The sequence below is a fragment of the Streptomyces sp. NPDC048172 genome, from assembly GCF_043202595.1.
Classification (GTDB): Bacteria; Actinomycetota; Actinomycetes; order Streptomycetales; family Streptomycetaceae; genus Streptomyces.
On the sequence record NZ_JBIDAT010000006.1, the window covers coordinates 339,646 to 354,102 of the forward strand.

Below are 14,457 nucleotides of genomic sequence, written 5' to 3' on the forward strand. Positions count from 1 at the left end.
AGCGCGGCGTCACGCGTCGAAGGCGCCCAGCCGGTGCGCGATGGCCGCCGCCTCCCCCCGGCCCGAAGCGCCCAGCTTGGCGAGGATGTTGGAGACGTGGACGCTCGCCGTCTTCGGCGAGATGAACAGCTCCTCCGCGATCTGCCGGTTGCTGCGCCCCGCGGCGACCAGCCGCAGCACGTCCCGTTCGCGGGCGGTCAGGCCCAGCTCCGCCGCGGGTTCCGGGGGCGGGGTCGCCCCGTCACCGTCCTGCCGCAGCGGGATCCGCGCGCGGCCCGCGAGCGTGGCGATCTCCGAGGCCAGCGGCGCCGCGCCCAGCTCGCGTGCCACCGTCTCGGCCTCCCGCAGCAGTTCACCGGCCGTCCCCCGCGCCCCGGGGCCGTCCTGGACGATCAGGGCCTCCGCGAGCCGCAGCCGTGCGGTGGCCAGCAGCACGGGGGCCTCCAGCCGCTCGGCGGCGGCCACGGTCTCCGTCCAGCGGGCGGTGGCGTCCCGCCCCTCGGCGGTGAGCAGTTCGGCCTCGACCATCATCGCCTGCGTGGACCACACCGGTACGAACGTGGACTGGCCCTTCGTCCCCGCGCGGATCCGCTCCAGCGCGGCCTCGCGTCCCGGCCCGGCCACCGCGAGCCCCCTGGCACGGGCCTCCGCCGCCGCTGCCTCGTACAGCAGCGGCCAGCCGTAGCGCTGATGGCCGGGGGCTATGGCGTCGCCGACCGCCTCCTCCAGCAGAGAGCGGACGTCGAGGATCCGGCCGTCGGCGGCCGCCATGACGAGCGCGACCCGCGCCGCGGGCAGCGTGTGCTGCGGCTCCGGGTACGGCCCTGTGGTCCAGCTGTCGGACTCCTCCAGCCCCTTCCGGGCCTCCTCGTACGCGCCCCGGGCCACGGCCAGTTCGGCCCGCTGCAGGGCGAGCTGCGCCCGCGTGCGTACGCTCACGCCGCGGCGAGCCTCGCCCCGGGCGATCACGTCGTCCGCGTCGGACCAGCGGCCGAGCTGGACGAGGGACTCGGCGAGATTGCCGTCGATGAACGAGGCGGTGTCCGGCAGCCCGTGCCGGTCGGCCAGCCCGCTGCCCTCCTCACCGACCTCGGCGGCCTCCCCGTAGCGGCCGATGCCGTGCAGCGCGGTGGACAGATTGCCGAAGCCACGCAGCAGGACGTTGGCGTTGCCCGGCTCCAGGTCCTGCGCGCACACCTCGCGGGCCTGCGCGAGCCCGCCCTCGACGTCGCCGGAGTCGATGGTGAGCCAGGCCAGGGTGTGCCGCGCGGCGAGGCCGGTGATCCCAGCGCCCGTCACCCGGGAGAGCTCCACCGCCTGCCGGGCGGTCTCGACGGCCTTCGGGCCCGGCTGGTGCACGGCGTACCAGTGCGCGGCGTGGGTCAGCACGTCGGCGTGCACGACGGACGGCGGCAGGTCCTTCAGCAGCTCCTGGGCCCGGGAGATCTCCTCCCAGCCGTCGGACCGGGAGAGGTCGACCATCAGCTGGTACCGCTCGGTGAGGAACCAGGCCGCGCGCACGGGGTCCTGCTCCCCTCCCCCGAGCTGCCGCAGCGCCCGCCTGCACAGGGTCAGGGCCCGCTCCCGCTCCCCCGTGAGGCGCGCGGCGACGGTGAGCGCGGCGAGCAGATCCACGAAGTCCCCCGGCATGTCCGGGATGATGGCCGGACACAGGCCCTCGCCGACGCCCTCCCGCATCGTCCGGCGGCGCAGCTCCTCGGGGGTGTCGTCCCACAGCTCCAGCGCTCGTTCCAGGAGCTGGTGCTGCTCGGCGAACGCGTGGCGGCCGCGCGCCGCTCCCGCCGCGGCGATCACGGCGGGCAGCGCGCGGGCGGGGTCGCGGGCGCCGAACCAGTAGCGCGCCAGCCGCCCGGCCCGCTCCTCGGACCGTACGAGCGTGGGGTCGCCCTCCAGCGCCTCGGCGTAGCGGCGGTTGAGCCGGGACCGCTCGCCGGGCAGCAGGTCGCCGATCACGGCCTCGCGCATCAGGGCGTGCCGGAAGCGGAAGGACTCGCCCTCGTCGGAGGGCTGCAGGACGGCGGCGCCGACGGCTGCGCGCAGCGTCTCGATCAGCGCGTCCTCGGTGAGGCCCGTGACGGTGGCCAACAGCCGGAACTCCACCTCCGAGCCGCCCTCGGCGGCGATCCGCACCACGCGCTGCACCTCGTCGGGCAGCGCCTCGGCCCGGACCAGCAGAAGATCGCGCAGGGAGTCGCTGATGCCGCTGGGGGAGCCTTCGCGGAAGCTGCAGGCCAGCTCCTCGACGAAGAACGCGTTGCCTTCGGAACGTTCGAAGATCCGCTCCAGCGTCTGCTCGGACGGGGCCTCCCCGCTGATGGCGGCGAGCTGGCGGCGGACCTCGGAGCGGTCGAAGCGGGGCAGTTCGAGGCGGGTCACGGTGCGCAGCCGCTCGTACTCGGCGAGGGCCGGCCGCAGCGGGTGGCGGCGGTGCAGGTCGTCGGCGCGGTAGGTGGCGACGATGAGGAGGCGGCCGCCGGTGGAGGCGCGCAGCAGATAGCTGAGCAGCTCGCGGGTGGAACGGTCGGCCCAGTGCAGGTCCTCCAGGGCCAGGACGAGGGTCCGGTCCGCGGCGAGGCGCTCCAGGAGACGGACGGTCAGCTCGAAGAGCCGGGTGCGGCCGTCGGGCTCGGCACGGCCCCGGTCCATCTCCCCCAGCTCGGGCAGCAGCCGGGCCAGCTCGCCCTCCTGCCCCTCGACGGCGGCGTCCAGCTCGGCGCCGAGCTGACGGCGCAGGGAGCGCAGGGCCGTCGAGACGGGGTGGTACGGCAGCGCGTCGGCGCCGGACTCGACGCAGCCGCCGACGGCGACGACGGCCCCGTCCGCGGACGCCCGCCCGAGGAACTCCTGGATCAGCCGGGTCTTGCCGACTCCGGCCTCGCCGCCCACGAACAGGGCACGGGGTTCCCCGGCGTTCGCCCGGGACAGGGCCTCGCCGAGAGCTCTCAGCTCCGCACCGCGGCCGACGAGGACGGGGCTCACATGACTGCCGTACATGGAGCCGAGCATCGCACGTCGTACGAGGTCAGGGACAGTGGAAGGGACGTAGGCCGGGCGGCCCGTCATGCCGTGCGGAGGTCGTGCGCGCACCTTCCGGCGGCGGCACGGGCCGGCGTCCCCTCCTTCCCCGCCCGTTCGGCCTGTTCCGCCTCGCGGACGAGGCGGCGCCGCTCGGCGCGGGAGAGGGTTTCGGCCTGGCGGGCGGCCTGGAATTCATAGTGCATCATGGGGTGCTCTCCTTGGACGGGCTGGTCTTTCCTGGTGCTTCCAGCGTCGTTTCCAAGGTGGGCACCCCACATGGGGAGACTTCCTCATCTTGCCGCTCGGAGGTGCCTTAGAGGGGTGCCTCAGGGGGGCTTAGGCGTGTGCGGCGGATCGTGGTTGCCCTCGTCTCTGGGCTGGGCAGGGGCTGCCCCGTGCGGTGGCGTTGCAGGCTGCGGCTGTCGTCGTGGCTGGTCGCGGGGGGGGGCCCCCCCCCCCCCCGCGGGGCGGGGGGGGGGGGGGGGCGGGGGGCGCCCTGTCCCCCGCGCCCCTGCGGCCTCGGGGGCGCGGGGAACTGCGCGAGCGACCACCCACCACCCGCAGCCTGCGACCGGCAGGCAGGGGCACCCCCTGCCCAGCAGCCACGAGAGCGGGCGAGCGGTCGCCGGTCGTCAGGGGAGGAGTTCGACGTATCCGTCGGTGCCGTGGATACGGATCCGCTGTCCGTCCTGGATCCGCCGGGTGGCCTGGTCCACGCCCACGACGGCGGGCAGGCCGTACTCGCGGGCGATCACCGCGCCATGCGTCATCAGGCCGCCCACCTCCGTCACCAGGCCCGCGATCCCGACGAACAACGGCGACCAACTGGGGTCCGTGAACGCCGTGACCAGGATGTCGCCCGCCTCCAGGTCGGCGTCCGCCATGTCGAGGACGACGCGCGCCCTCCCCTCGACGGTCCCGGCGGAGACGGGCAGCCCGATCAGCGCGCCGTCCGGCGCGTCCTCCCGCCGGTAGGCGCCGGAGAGCCCCTCGCCGTCCGAGGTGAGTACCCGGGGCGGGGTGAGCCCGAGGTACGAGCGGAACGCCTCCTCGCGCCGCCGGACGAGCTGGTCGTCCACCCGGTGCGAGCGCGCGACGTCGTGGAACTCCTGGAACGTGAGGAAGAAGACGTCCTCCACCGTACGGAGCACGCCCGCCGCCACGAGGCGCCCGGCCTCCGCGAGCAGGGCCCTCTTGTAGACGAAGTAGCGGCTGACGATGCCGTACTTCGGGTACTCGCGGTACCCGATGAAGGTCCGCACCCGGTCGATCATCCGCTTGGTCTCGTCGGCCTTCCGCTCCCCGTCCGGGAGGGCCCGCAGCCGGGACAGCACGTCCCGTTCCTTCGCCTCCGCCTTCAGCCGCCCTTCCTCGAAGCGGCGTCCGGCGGCGCCCGGCGCGAAGTTCCGGACGTTGTCGAGGATCACGGGCACGAGCGTGGCGGGGCGTTCGCGCCACCGTGGCCTCGTGAGGTCGATCTCGCCGACGCAGCGCATGCCGTACCGGTCGAGGTAGGCCTCGATGGCGTCACGCGCCTCGGTCCCGCCGGGGAGCTTCGCCAGCTCGTCCAGGAAGCGTTCGTCCCCGCCCCCGCCTGCGGCGACCTCGCGCAGGAACGCCAGGGCCTCCGGGTGCGGGCGGATCGCGTCCGCGACGTCGAGCAGCGCCAGTCCCATCTCCGAGGTGACGTTGTCGGGCGCGGAGAGCGTGAGCGTGTCGGCCACGTTCTTCTCACCGAGCCACTCCCCCAGCCTGTCGTTGAGCCACCAGGTGGCCTCCATCCCGGCCATGACCGCCCGCATGCTCACCGGATCGCCGAGGATCCGCTTGTGCTCCTCGAACGCCTCCAGCAGGAAGTCGAACAGCGCCGGTCCCGTCCTCGTACGGATGTCGCGCTCCAACGCGGCGACGGACGCCTGGCTGCGCTCGATGAGCTCGCGGACGAGGGCGGGGTCGGTCTCGACGGGTTCGGTGGGCGCCGGGGGCGCCCCGTCCTGGGACTCCGAAGACTCCGGGAGCAACGGCACGAAGTCGTCGCGTTCGAGGACGGTCTCCAGGGCGTCCCTGGTCAGCGGATCCCCTCTCCCCACGAGGTCCAGGAGACCGGCGCGGCTCGCGGGCGAGGCCAGGCGCCGGGTGACGTCGACGAAGAGCCGCCCGCCCGCCTCGTGCATCGGCGCCATGGCCGTCAGCTGCCACACGGAGAGCCCCAGGGGCTTCATGGGGTCGGTCATCATCTGCTGGTGGCCGACGGAGAGATAGACACGGTTCTCCGGTCCACCGTCCTCGGGCACGGGGAACAGCGTCGTGATCGGGCGGCTCTGCACGATCTCGAAGCAGTCGCCGACGAGACACCACTCGATGTCCTGCGGACAGCCGAAGTGCGCCTCGATCCGCCGCCCGAGCGTGACGAGCCGTACGGCCTGCTCGTCCGTCAGCGCGGGCTGCTCCTGCTGCTCCGGGTCGACCGCCACTTCGTGCGTACCGCCGGTGGGCAGGGTCCGCACGGCACGCTGCTTCGCGGCGATCGTCCGGGCGACGACCTCGCCGTCCCGCACCGTGAAGACGTCCGGGTTCACCAGGCCGGAGACCAGCGCCTCGCCGAGCCCGAACCCGGCGTCCACGGTCGCGGCCTTCCGGTCGCCGGTGACGGGGTCGGCCGTGAAGAGGATTCCGGCCGCGTCCGGGAAGGCCATCCGCTGCACGACCACGGCCATGCCGACCGTACGGTGATCGATGCCGTTCCTCCGGCGGTACGTCACGGCCCGCTCGGTGAAGAGCGAGGCCCAGCACCGGCTGACGTGCTCCAGGACCGCCGCGTGCCCCATGACGTTCAGATAGGTGTCCTGCTGACCGGCGAAGGAGGCCGTCGGCAGGTCCTCCGCCGTCGCGCTGGACCGTACGGCGCAGGCGGTCCGCCCGTCGCCGAGCCGGGCGAGCGCGCCGGTGACCGCCGCCGCGACGCCGTCCGGGACGCCGACCCCCTCGATGGTCCTGCGGACCCGCGCGCTGAGCGTACGTACCGTCTCCCGGTCCTCCGGATCCACCCGCGACAGCGCGTCGAGCCACTCGTCGAGCCGCGCGTCGACCGCCGGGGCCGCCGCCATGACCTGCCGGAAGGCGTCCGTCGTCACGCAGAACCCGTCCGGCACGCGGACCCCGTCGAGCCGCGCCAGCGCGCCCAGCTGCGCGCCCTTGCCCCCGACGACCGCGACCCGCGTCCCGTCGGCCTCTGCCAGATCCCATACGTACCGCTCGCGCACCTGTGCCCTCATTTCCGCAGGTTGTGGCTTCGACGGACGATTCTGCGCCGTGACCGGGGCCTTGCCGCAAGCCCCCGGGTGCGCTATACGTTGAGAGTGGCGAGGAGAGGGTTCTCCTCGCCTTTGCCATGGGCCCGGACGGGTCGGCCCGCTACCGTGGTCGGCATGTCGGAGCTCCCGCCCGGTACGCGGGCGTCGCACGAGGACCGCGACCGCACCGTCGACGTGCTGCGGGTCGCCGCCGGTGAGGGGCGGCTCGACGCCGAGGAACTCGACACGCGACTGGAGAGCGCGCTCACGGCCCGAACGCTGGGCGAACTGGCCGAGCTCACAACCGACCTGCCGCCCGCGCCCCCGTCGGCGTCCACGTCCACATCCACATCCACATCCACATCCACATCCACGGATGTCCTCACGGTCGTGCAGCACGGCGGGAAGTACGTACGCGAGGGCCCCTGGTCCGTGCCCGCCCGCATCACGCTCCGCACGAGCGAGTGCCGGGTCACCCTCGACCTCACCCAGGCGGTGCTCGCCTCGAACGTCCTGCGGATCGAGGCGGACATGGTGCACGGCAAGCTGGTCCTCGTCTGCGCGCCGGACACGGTGATCGACACGAACGGGCTCAGCCTCGTCTACTCCAAGGTCAGGCTCCACCCCAAGAACACCGCCGCGGACGCCCCTCTCCGCGTCGAAGTCGTCGGGAACCTCCTGCACGCGAAGGTCGTCGAGCGAAGCCCCTGACGGAAGCGCCCCTACAGCTCGCGCTCGTACCAGATCCCCGGCTTGCCGCCGATGTCGGCCGGGTCGGCCGCTCCGGCGCGGACGAACCCCGCCTTGACCAGCACTCGTTGGGAAGCGGTGTTCACATGGGCCGTGGCCGCCCGCAGCGTACGCAGCCCGTACCGCTCCGCCGCCAGCCCGCACAGCTCCCGTACGGTCGCGGTCGCCACGCCGCGCCCGGTGACGTGCCGCGCGACCCGGTAGCCGAGTTCCGCGCGGCGGTCCTCGATGTCGACCAGGTTGAACCTGCCGAGGACCGAGCCGTCCCCGTCGACGAGCACGTGGAAGGCGCAGATCCCGGCCTCCTGCTCGGCCAGCAAGGCCTGGAACCGCTCCGTGAACCGGTCGAAGTACGCGTCGCCACGGTCCGTGACGGCGGCAGCGAAGAACTCCCGGTTCGCCAACTCGAACGCCAGCACCGCCGACGCATGCCCCCCACCCAACCGCTCCAGCCCAGCCACCCCCCGACCCTATCCGGCCACCTCGCCGAGACCACCGCCGCGAACTGGTGAGCGAGGCAAAATCGCGACCATGAAACTGCTGCCGAACTCGGATCTGTACGACACCGGCTACTGCGCCCTCTTCGTGCGCGGCACCTCCCCCGAGGCCCTTCTCGCCGGGATAGCGGGCGACGCGTACCACCCCGTCCAACTCGACCGCATGGAAGCCGAGATGATCAAGATGGCCGGGGAGGACCTTGAGGACGACGACGTTCCCGAGCTGGACTTCGACGAGCTGTGCGACAGCGGGATGATCTGCGACGAAGGCCCGTTGCTGCGCGCGGGCACCCACGACGGCTGGTGCTTCGCCATCGAATCGGAGGGCCCTTACCTCGCCCGGGAGGAGATCATCCGCGCCGCGTCCCGGGGCACGGTCGCGCTCTTGGCGTTACGCGTCGAGACAGGCCTCACCTGGATCTCGTACGCCGAGGACGGCGAGATCCTCTCCTCCTTCGACCCGCTCCTCCCTCATTACGACAACGGCAGCCGACCCGACGTGCTCGACAGCATCACCGGGTACCGGCAGGCCATCGAGCGCCGCGGCTCCATGGGGGCGCACGACAGCGCGCTACGGAAGATCCAGCACGCACTCGGCTGTGCCGTGCCCCAGGAGGCGGACGAGCCACGTCTGTTGGCCATCCGCATCCCGGGAGGCTACTGAGCCCGGCGCGGCCGGACGAGGGGCCGTTGCGGTTGGATGGCGGTGGGTTGGTTGGAGGGAACCTCGCGCTTCGCGGGTGGGCAGACGGAGGAGTGTGCAGTCATGGGGCAGTTGGATCGGGTGCGTGAGGTGGTGGCCGGGAACGCCTATCCGGGGCGGGGTGTGCTGTGGGGGCGGACGCTGGACGGGACGTTGTGTGCCGGTTACTTCCTGACCGGGCGCAGTCCGGCGTCCAAGGCCCGCGCCGTCCGGCACGGGGACGCGGAGCTGATCGTCTCGCCGACCGGCGCGTCCCGGCACGATCCGCTCCGGCACTACGTCGCGGCCCGCGAACGGGACGGGTGGCTCGTGTTCGGCAACGGCGAGCAGGTCGCCACGGTCTCCGACCGGCTACGGGACGGCCGTCGCCCCGTCGAAGCGCTGGGCGGGCTGGAGTACGAGCCCGACCCGCCGATCTTCACGCCCCGCATCACCGTGGTCGCCGACCTCCGCGCGGGGCGGGAGGCGTGGTTCGGCGCCGCGCGCCGCAGCCGGGGCGGGCGGACGGCGGCCGACGTGCTCACGCTGGCGGTCCGGGACCTGGAGCCGGGGGACGCCGTACTGATGACGACGTACCGCTCCGACGGCCGGACCGTCGCGACCGGCGAACCGTTCCTCGAAGCCCGGACCGAGGCCCACGACCGGGACGCGCTCCTGGAGGAGCTGTGGGGCGCGCTCTCCCCCGAACTCCGCGTGGCCGTCGCGGTCTTCGAGCCGGGCCGCCGCCTGGCCGACGCCACGATCCGCCACGAGGCACCCGTCTCCGGCCCCGATCCGGACGCGGCCGCGGCTCCGGGTGCCAGGACGTCACCGTCTCGTTGACCGGCGCCCCTCACCCGGGCGCGCGGCGCCGTTCTGGAGGCGGACCGGGCCGGGGCCTTGGCGGCCCAGGGTGTCGTCCGGGTTGAGCAGCAGGCAGGCTTTCATGGACAGGCAGCCGCAGCCGATGCAGCCGGTGAGTTCGTGCTCCAGGTCCTCGATGGCCCGGCGGCGCTCCTCCAGCTGGCGCTTCCAGATGAGGGAGACGCGCTGCCAGTCCTCGTGGGCCGGGGGCCGGTCGGTGGGGAGGGTGGTGAAGACCGCGGCGACGTCCGACAGGGGGATGTTGAGGCGTTTGGCCACGACGATCAGCGAGACGCGCCGGAGCATGTGGCGCGGGTAGAGGCGCCGGTTGCCGCTGTCGCGTACGGAGAAGATCAGGCCCTTGCGCTCGTAGAAGTGGAGGGCGGAGAGGGAGACGCCGGTCCGGCGGGCGACCTCACTGATCGCCAAGTGGTCCTCGGGGTCGACGCGCACCTCAGCCTCCCAGGGGTCTCTCCACGCTCAACGATCAGCGGTCAACGGGCGCCGCTACGGCTCCGACGGCCGAGGATGAGCGCGGCGACGGCGACCGACAGTACGAGACACACCGCCCCGACGCCCAGTTGTGTGAGGCGCCACGCCCAGGTGAAGGCCTCGACGCCGACTCCGGAGTGCCCGGCGGTGAGCTTCCCCGAGCTGATCTCGGCGGCTTGTTCCCCGTCCCCCAGTCGGTGGGTGAGGAGGCCGAGCAGGGCGGCGCCGAATGCCGCGATCACCAGCGCCTCGGCGGCCCCGCGCAGCGTGTTGAGGAATCCGGCGGCCATGCCCACGGCGTCGGTGTGCACCAGGGCCATCGCCTGCCCGTCGGTGATTCCGAAGGACGTGCCCATGCCCACTCCGATCATCAGCAGCGGCGCCGCGGTGATCAGCACCGTGTCCTCGGGGCCGAGCGCCATGAGCCAGAAGTTCCCGGCGGTGACGAGTCCGAGTGCCAGCACGATCAGAAGTCGCGCCGGTACGCCCCTGTTGACGAGGGCGACGGCGGCCAGGGGCATCGTCAGCACCGGCGCGGTCAGCAGCAGCATCGCCACCCCGGCCGCCGCCGGGGAGAGGCCGGTGGCGGACTGGAGGTAGGTCGGCAGGAAGACCAGCACGCCCAGGAACCCGACGGAGGTCGTCAGCGTGGCCAGGCTCCACCCCAGGAACGCGCGGTTCGCGACCAGCGCCGGATCGAGCACCGGCGAGGAGCTGCGGCGCTGCACCGCGCCGAAGACGACAAGGGCCACGAGGCCGCCGAACGCCGTGGCGAGGACGGCGGGATGCGCCCAGCCGAGAGCGGGGGCCTCCAGCAGGGCGAACATCCCCAGGGAGAGCGCGGCCACGAAGAGGACGCTGCCCGCCCAGTCGGTCCTGCCCCGTGCGGACCGGGACTCGTGCGCCCGCGTCGCCCCGAGGGCCACCAGCAGGCCGACGACGGTGAACACCGCGAAGCTGCCCCGCCATCCGGTCGTGGAGATCAACACCCCGGACAGGCTCGGTCCGACGGCGATGCCGATCCCGGCCATGGTGCCCATGAGCGCGAACGCCCGGTTGCGCGCCGCCCCTTCGTAACCGGCGGCCAGGATCGCGCCGCCCGCCGCCATGATCCCCGCGCCGCCCGCTCCCGAGACGACGCGCGCGATGTCGGTGAGCAGGATCGACGGGCTCACCGCCGTGACGAGGAAGCCGCCGGAGAAGACCAGCGCCGAGGCGATGAACGTCCTGCGCCGACCCACCCGGTCCGCGGTCGAACCCGCGACGAGCGTCATCGCGGCGAAGGCCAGGTTGTAACCGGCCACGACCCAGTTGAGGGGCGAACCGGCGGCCTCCAGCTCGCGGCCGATGCCCGGCAGGGCCACGGCCGTACCGGAGATGGACATCGCCACGAGCGCCACCCCCGCCAGGACTGCCGGAAGGGTCAGCGCCGAGGGCCTCGTCGCTGTGGCCGTGGCGGCCTTGGTGGCGGCGTCCGCCGTGGTGGTCTCCATGGTGCGCCCTCGCTCTCCTCGACGCCGGGGATCGCGGAGAAGCCCACCAGCTCAACTGCGGTTGAGGTCAAACCACCTGGTGAACGCGCCACCGGGGCCGGGGCCGGCCAGGGGACGGCCGTCAGCCGAAGTCGTCGGGGACGATGTGGAGTTTCTGCGCGATGCGGGCGAGGGCCTTCTGGTCGGCCGTGTTGAGCGAGTCGAGGACGATGCGGCGCACGGCGCGCAGATGCGTGGGCGCCGCCAGGCGGACGATGTCGAACCCGGCGTCGGTGAGTTCGGCGAGGGTGTAGCGGCCGTTGGCCGGGTCGGGTGTCCGTACGGTCCAGCCGCGCTGCTCGCAGCGCTTGACGACGTTGGACAGGCGGGAGAGCGATCCGCTGGCGAGGAAGGCGAGCTCCCCCATCCGCAGGCTGCGCCGCGGGGCCTCGGAGAGGTGGCTGAGCACGAGGTACTCGAACAGGGTGAGGCCGTGCTCCTGTCGCAGCGGCGACTCCAGCTTGGCGGGCAGCAGCAGGACGAGGGAGATCAGCCCCGTCCACGCCGCCTTCTCCTGCTCGTCGAGCCAGCGCAGCTCCTCCTCGTCCTCATGTTCGTGCTCGTGCTCGCCCGTACCGCTCATGGGCCCCTCACATCCCTCCGACGAAACCCGTCATCACTTTACGCTTGAAGTCATTGCCTGCTACTCTCACTTTACGCGTGAACTCCCAAGGGAGGGAGAGCGCCCCCTGTGAACAGGAAGAGGAACATCATGAGCACCGTCACCTTCGGCGTCACCCCGGGCTTCGGCGAGAAGCTCCACGAGGCTCTCGGCTACAGCGGAGCCGTCCGCGTCGGCGACCGGGTCGAGATCTCCGGCCAGGCCGGGGTGGACGACGACCTCGTCATCCCCGACTCGCTGGAGGACGAGATCGTCCAGGCTTTCGACAACGTGGAGCGCACGCTCGCCACGGTCGGCGCGACATGGAAGGACGTCATCCACGTCAACTCGTACCACAAGGTCGCACCGGGAGACGACGTGATAGGCGACGACCACAACCTGGTCATGGCCGAGCAGTTCCGGCGCCGCCTCGGTGGCCGCGCACCGATCTGGACCGAGACCGGCGTGACGGTCCTCGGCCTCGCCGCGATGCGCGTGGAGATCCGCGTCACCGCCATCGTCGGCTCCGACTCCGGCCCCGACTCCGGCTCCGGCTCCGACTCCGACTCCGGAGCCTGAACCTCACACCGGTGGCCGCCACCGTCCAGGTGATCATTCCGGTCAACGGCTCCGGATCCGGCTCCGGCTCGTTGGCCAGGCATGAGCAGACACCAGAAGGGGCGAAAGCACCGCAGCGTCAACCGCACTCCCCGCCCGGTGGGCCCGGCACGCTCCGGCCCCCGCGCCGCACGGCCGCAGGCCCAGGCGCGTCCCGCGCCCGTAGCGGCAAAGGCAGAGGCAAAGGCAGAGGCATCCGCACCTGAACCGGCCCACCAGGTGACGGCGCCTCAGAAGACGCAGGCCGCCCCGGACGATCCCGGAGAAGCGGACGGCCCCGTCTTCACCACCAAGGCCCGCGACGGCGGCCTCGGGGCGCACGCCGCCCGCACCTGGCGCGAGCTGAAGGCGTACGGCCGTTCCGGAGCGACGGCAGAGGACCTCGCGGCGTCCGTCGGCTACACGCTCCCCACCGTCCGCAAGCACCTCACCGGCCTGGCCCGCTTCGGCATGGCCGAGGAGACCGGCCCGAGCTGGCGCTCCACCGCCAAGAACCAGTGGGACGCGGCGGCCGAGCACGACCTCCCCGTCCGCTCCCCCGCGTAGCAGCCGGGACCCGGGCCGTCCCGGGGGCCGTCCATCCGTCGCGCCCCCCGGGGCAGGTCCGGTGCCTCTTTCAGGGCAGGCCGGCCGGGCCGTGGTACTTGTCGCCCGCGTACTGGGACAGCGCGGCCATCAGACGTCCGGCGTCGGCCGCGGGGATGCCGCGGCCGACGAACACCTCGCGCTCCGGGTCGCTGCTGGGCGGCTTGACGGACAGCGACACCGTGGCGCCCGATCGCTTCAGCCGCACGGCCGACAGATGCTCGAACTTGTACTCGTCCTTCTTCCGGCCCGTCATGGTCAGACCGCCAGGACTGACCGTGAGGCTGTCCAGGTCGCCGAAGAGCGCCTCCAGGCCGCCCTGCGCCCAGCCGTAGAAGTACCCGAAGACCGACCCCGCGCCCAGGCCGAGCAGGCAGAACTTCAGCACTTCGCCCCGGTCGGCGGAGAGCGCTCCCCCGAGCCCGGCGATCAGACCGGCCGCGGCGAAGATCCACATGAAGAGGTCGGCCCGCGAGCTGCCACGCGCCTTGGCCATCTCCATCCGGCCACTGGTGATCGCCACGTGCGCCCCGGGCGACGCGGGCGACGCGGGCCCCGCCGCCCTGTGCCGAACCGGCTCCGGAGTGATGACCCTGGTCGTCCGGGTGGCTCCCGTACGGCCCGGCGATCTGAGCGTGGCGTCCGGATCGGCCGCGAGCAGGGCGCGGGCCGCGTCGGCATCGCTCCGCAGGGCCGGGTCCTTCTCCAGCAGGCGCCGCAACAGCGGCTGGAGGGGCCCCGCGCGCCGAGGCGGCCGAGGCTCCTCGGTCAGGACCGCGGTCGGGTTCCGGCGCGGGTAGGGCAACTCGCCCTCGACCGCCTCGTACAGGGTCACACCGAGCGCGAACAGGTCGGCCGCGGAGTCCGGATCGGCGCCCTGCCACCGCTCGGGCGCCAGGTAGTTGGGCGAGCCGATGAGCATGCTGTCGGGGGTGAGCCGGTGGTCGGTGCGGGCCATCGCGATGCCGAAGTCCGCGAGCAGCACCTGCCCGGAGGCGGCGAGCATCACGTTCGCGGGCTTGACGTCGCGGTGCACGATGTCGGCCCGATGGGCGGCGCCGAGGGCGGAGAGGACCGCGGCGGCGATGCGGGCGACCGTCTCGGCCGGCAGGCACCCGTGCCGCTCGATCTCCTCGGCGAGCGAACGCCCTTCGACGTACTGCATGACCATCCACGGGCTGCCCCGGTGCTCCAGGGCGTCGTGGACGGTGACGATGTTCTGATGGTCGCGCAGCCTGGCCGCGTGCCGCGCTTCCCGCACGGCGCGTGCGATGCGCTCCCGCCGCTCCTCGGCCGTGGCCTGCCCCGGGAAGTGCACCCGCTTGAGGGCTACGCGCACGCCCAGGCTCTCGTCCTCGGCGAGCCACACCTGTCCGAAGCCCCCTGCGCCGAGGGGGCGGACCAGCCTGTAGCGGCCGCCGATCATTTCGCCGGTGCGGATCGTGTCCTCCATGGCGCTCCCCGGCGGTGGTGGACTCTCGGGCCAGATGAACGTGTGCATGCC

The 14,457-nt window shown here is 73.0% G+C and carries 13 protein-coding genes; 5 read left to right on the top strand and 8 right to left on the bottom strand.

Features of this window, described 5'->3' with window-relative positions:
- Positions 1-9: 9 nt before the first annotated feature.
- The 3 genes from ACGF3A_RS27265 to rph all read right to left on the bottom strand — a co-directional run bounded on the left by ACGF3A_RS27265 (position 10) and on the right by rph (position 6,314).
- Entirely contained in the window at positions 10-3,015 is a 3,006-nt protein-coding gene (locus ACGF3A_RS27265) for an AAA family ATPase (RefSeq protein ID WP_393732968.1), read from the bottom strand.
- A 65-nt stretch (positions 3,016-3,080) separates the two neighbouring features.
- Complete coding sequence (locus tag ACGF3A_RS27270) at positions 3,081-3,245, bottom strand: hypothetical protein (RefSeq protein WP_393732969.1); 165 nt, start codon at positions 3,243-3,245, stop codon at positions 3,081-3,083.
- A 426-nt stretch (positions 3,246-3,671) separates the two neighbouring features.
- The gene (gene rph, locus ACGF3A_RS27275; RefSeq protein ID WP_393732970.1) at positions 3,672-6,314 is read right to left on the bottom strand and encodes a rifamycin-inactivating phosphotransferase; all 2,643 of its coding nucleotides are present in this window, start codon (positions 6,312-6,314) and stop codon (positions 3,672-3,674) included.
- Positions 6,315-6,467: 153 nt separating this feature from the next.
- Between rph and ACGF3A_RS27280 the strand changes: the two genes are divergently transcribed.
- Complete coding sequence (locus ACGF3A_RS27280) at positions 6,468-7,043, top strand: DUF1707 domain-containing protein (RefSeq protein WP_393732971.1); 576 nt, start codon at positions 6,468-6,470, stop codon at positions 7,041-7,043.
- Between the two features lie 11 nt (positions 7,044-7,054).
- Here the strand turns inward: ACGF3A_RS27280 and ACGF3A_RS27285 are convergent, their stop codons facing one another.
- Positions 7,055-7,543, bottom strand: coding sequence for a GNAT family N-acetyltransferase (locus ACGF3A_RS27285; RefSeq protein WP_393732972.1), 489 nt, complete (start codon positions 7,541-7,543; stop codon positions 7,055-7,057).
- A gap of 70 nt (positions 7,544-7,613) precedes the next feature.
- Here ACGF3A_RS27285 and ACGF3A_RS27290 point away from each other — a divergent pair, with 70 nt between their 5' ends.
- Positions 7,614-8,243 (top strand): DUF6461 domain-containing protein, encoded by a 630-nt coding sequence (locus ACGF3A_RS27290; RefSeq protein WP_393732973.1) that lies wholly within the window; start codon positions 7,614-7,616, stop codon positions 8,241-8,243.
- A 102-nt stretch (positions 8,244-8,345) separates the two neighbouring features.
- Positions 8,346-9,104 carry an IMP cyclohydrolase gene (locus ACGF3A_RS27295; RefSeq protein ID WP_393732974.1) on the top strand — a complete coding sequence of 253 codons (759 nt, stop codon included), beginning with the start codon at positions 8,346-8,348 and terminating at the stop codon, positions 9,102-9,104.
- On the opposite strand, the gene soxR is transcribed toward ACGF3A_RS27295, so the two are convergent.
- From soxR to ACGF3A_RS27310, 3 genes are all read right to left on the bottom strand, one after another.
- Positions 9,090-9,578, bottom strand: a complete 489-nt coding sequence (gene soxR, locus ACGF3A_RS27300; protein WP_393732975.1) for a redox-sensitive transcriptional activator SoxR — start codon at positions 9,576-9,578, stop codon at positions 9,090-9,092. The genes ACGF3A_RS27295 and soxR overlap by 15 nt on opposite strands.
- 41 nt (positions 9,579-9,619) lie before the next feature.
- On the bottom strand, positions 9,620-11,110 hold the full coding sequence (locus ACGF3A_RS27305) for an MFS transporter (RefSeq protein WP_393732976.1): 1,491 nt from the start codon (positions 11,108-11,110) through the stop codon (positions 9,620-9,622).
- A 121-nt stretch (positions 11,111-11,231) separates the two neighbouring features.
- Positions 11,232-11,732, bottom strand: a complete 501-nt coding sequence (locus ACGF3A_RS27310; protein ID WP_393732977.1) for a MarR family winged helix-turn-helix transcriptional regulator — start codon at positions 11,730-11,732, stop codon at positions 11,232-11,234.
- Between the two features lie 129 nt (positions 11,733-11,861).
- On the opposite strand from ACGF3A_RS27310, the gene ACGF3A_RS27315 reads away from it, so the two are divergent.
- Positions 11,862-12,329: a Rid family hydrolase gene (locus ACGF3A_RS27315; RefSeq protein ID WP_393732978.1), complete on the top strand. Its 468-nt coding sequence runs from the start codon at positions 11,862-11,864 to the stop codon at positions 12,327-12,329.
- 258 nt (positions 12,330-12,587) lie between these two features.
- The gene (locus ACGF3A_RS27320) at positions 12,588-12,914 is read left to right on the top strand and encodes a hypothetical protein (RefSeq protein WP_393732979.1); all 327 of its coding nucleotides are present in this window, start codon (positions 12,588-12,590) and stop codon (positions 12,912-12,914) included.
- Positions 12,915-12,984: 70 nt separating this feature from the next.
- Here ACGF3A_RS27320 and ACGF3A_RS27325 read toward each other — a convergent pair whose 3' ends face one another.
- Positions 12,985-14,406 (bottom strand): protein kinase, encoded by a 1,422-nt coding sequence (locus tag ACGF3A_RS27325; RefSeq protein ID WP_393732980.1) that lies wholly within the window; start codon positions 14,404-14,406, stop codon positions 12,985-12,987.
- Positions 14,407-14,457: the final 51 nt, after the last annotated feature.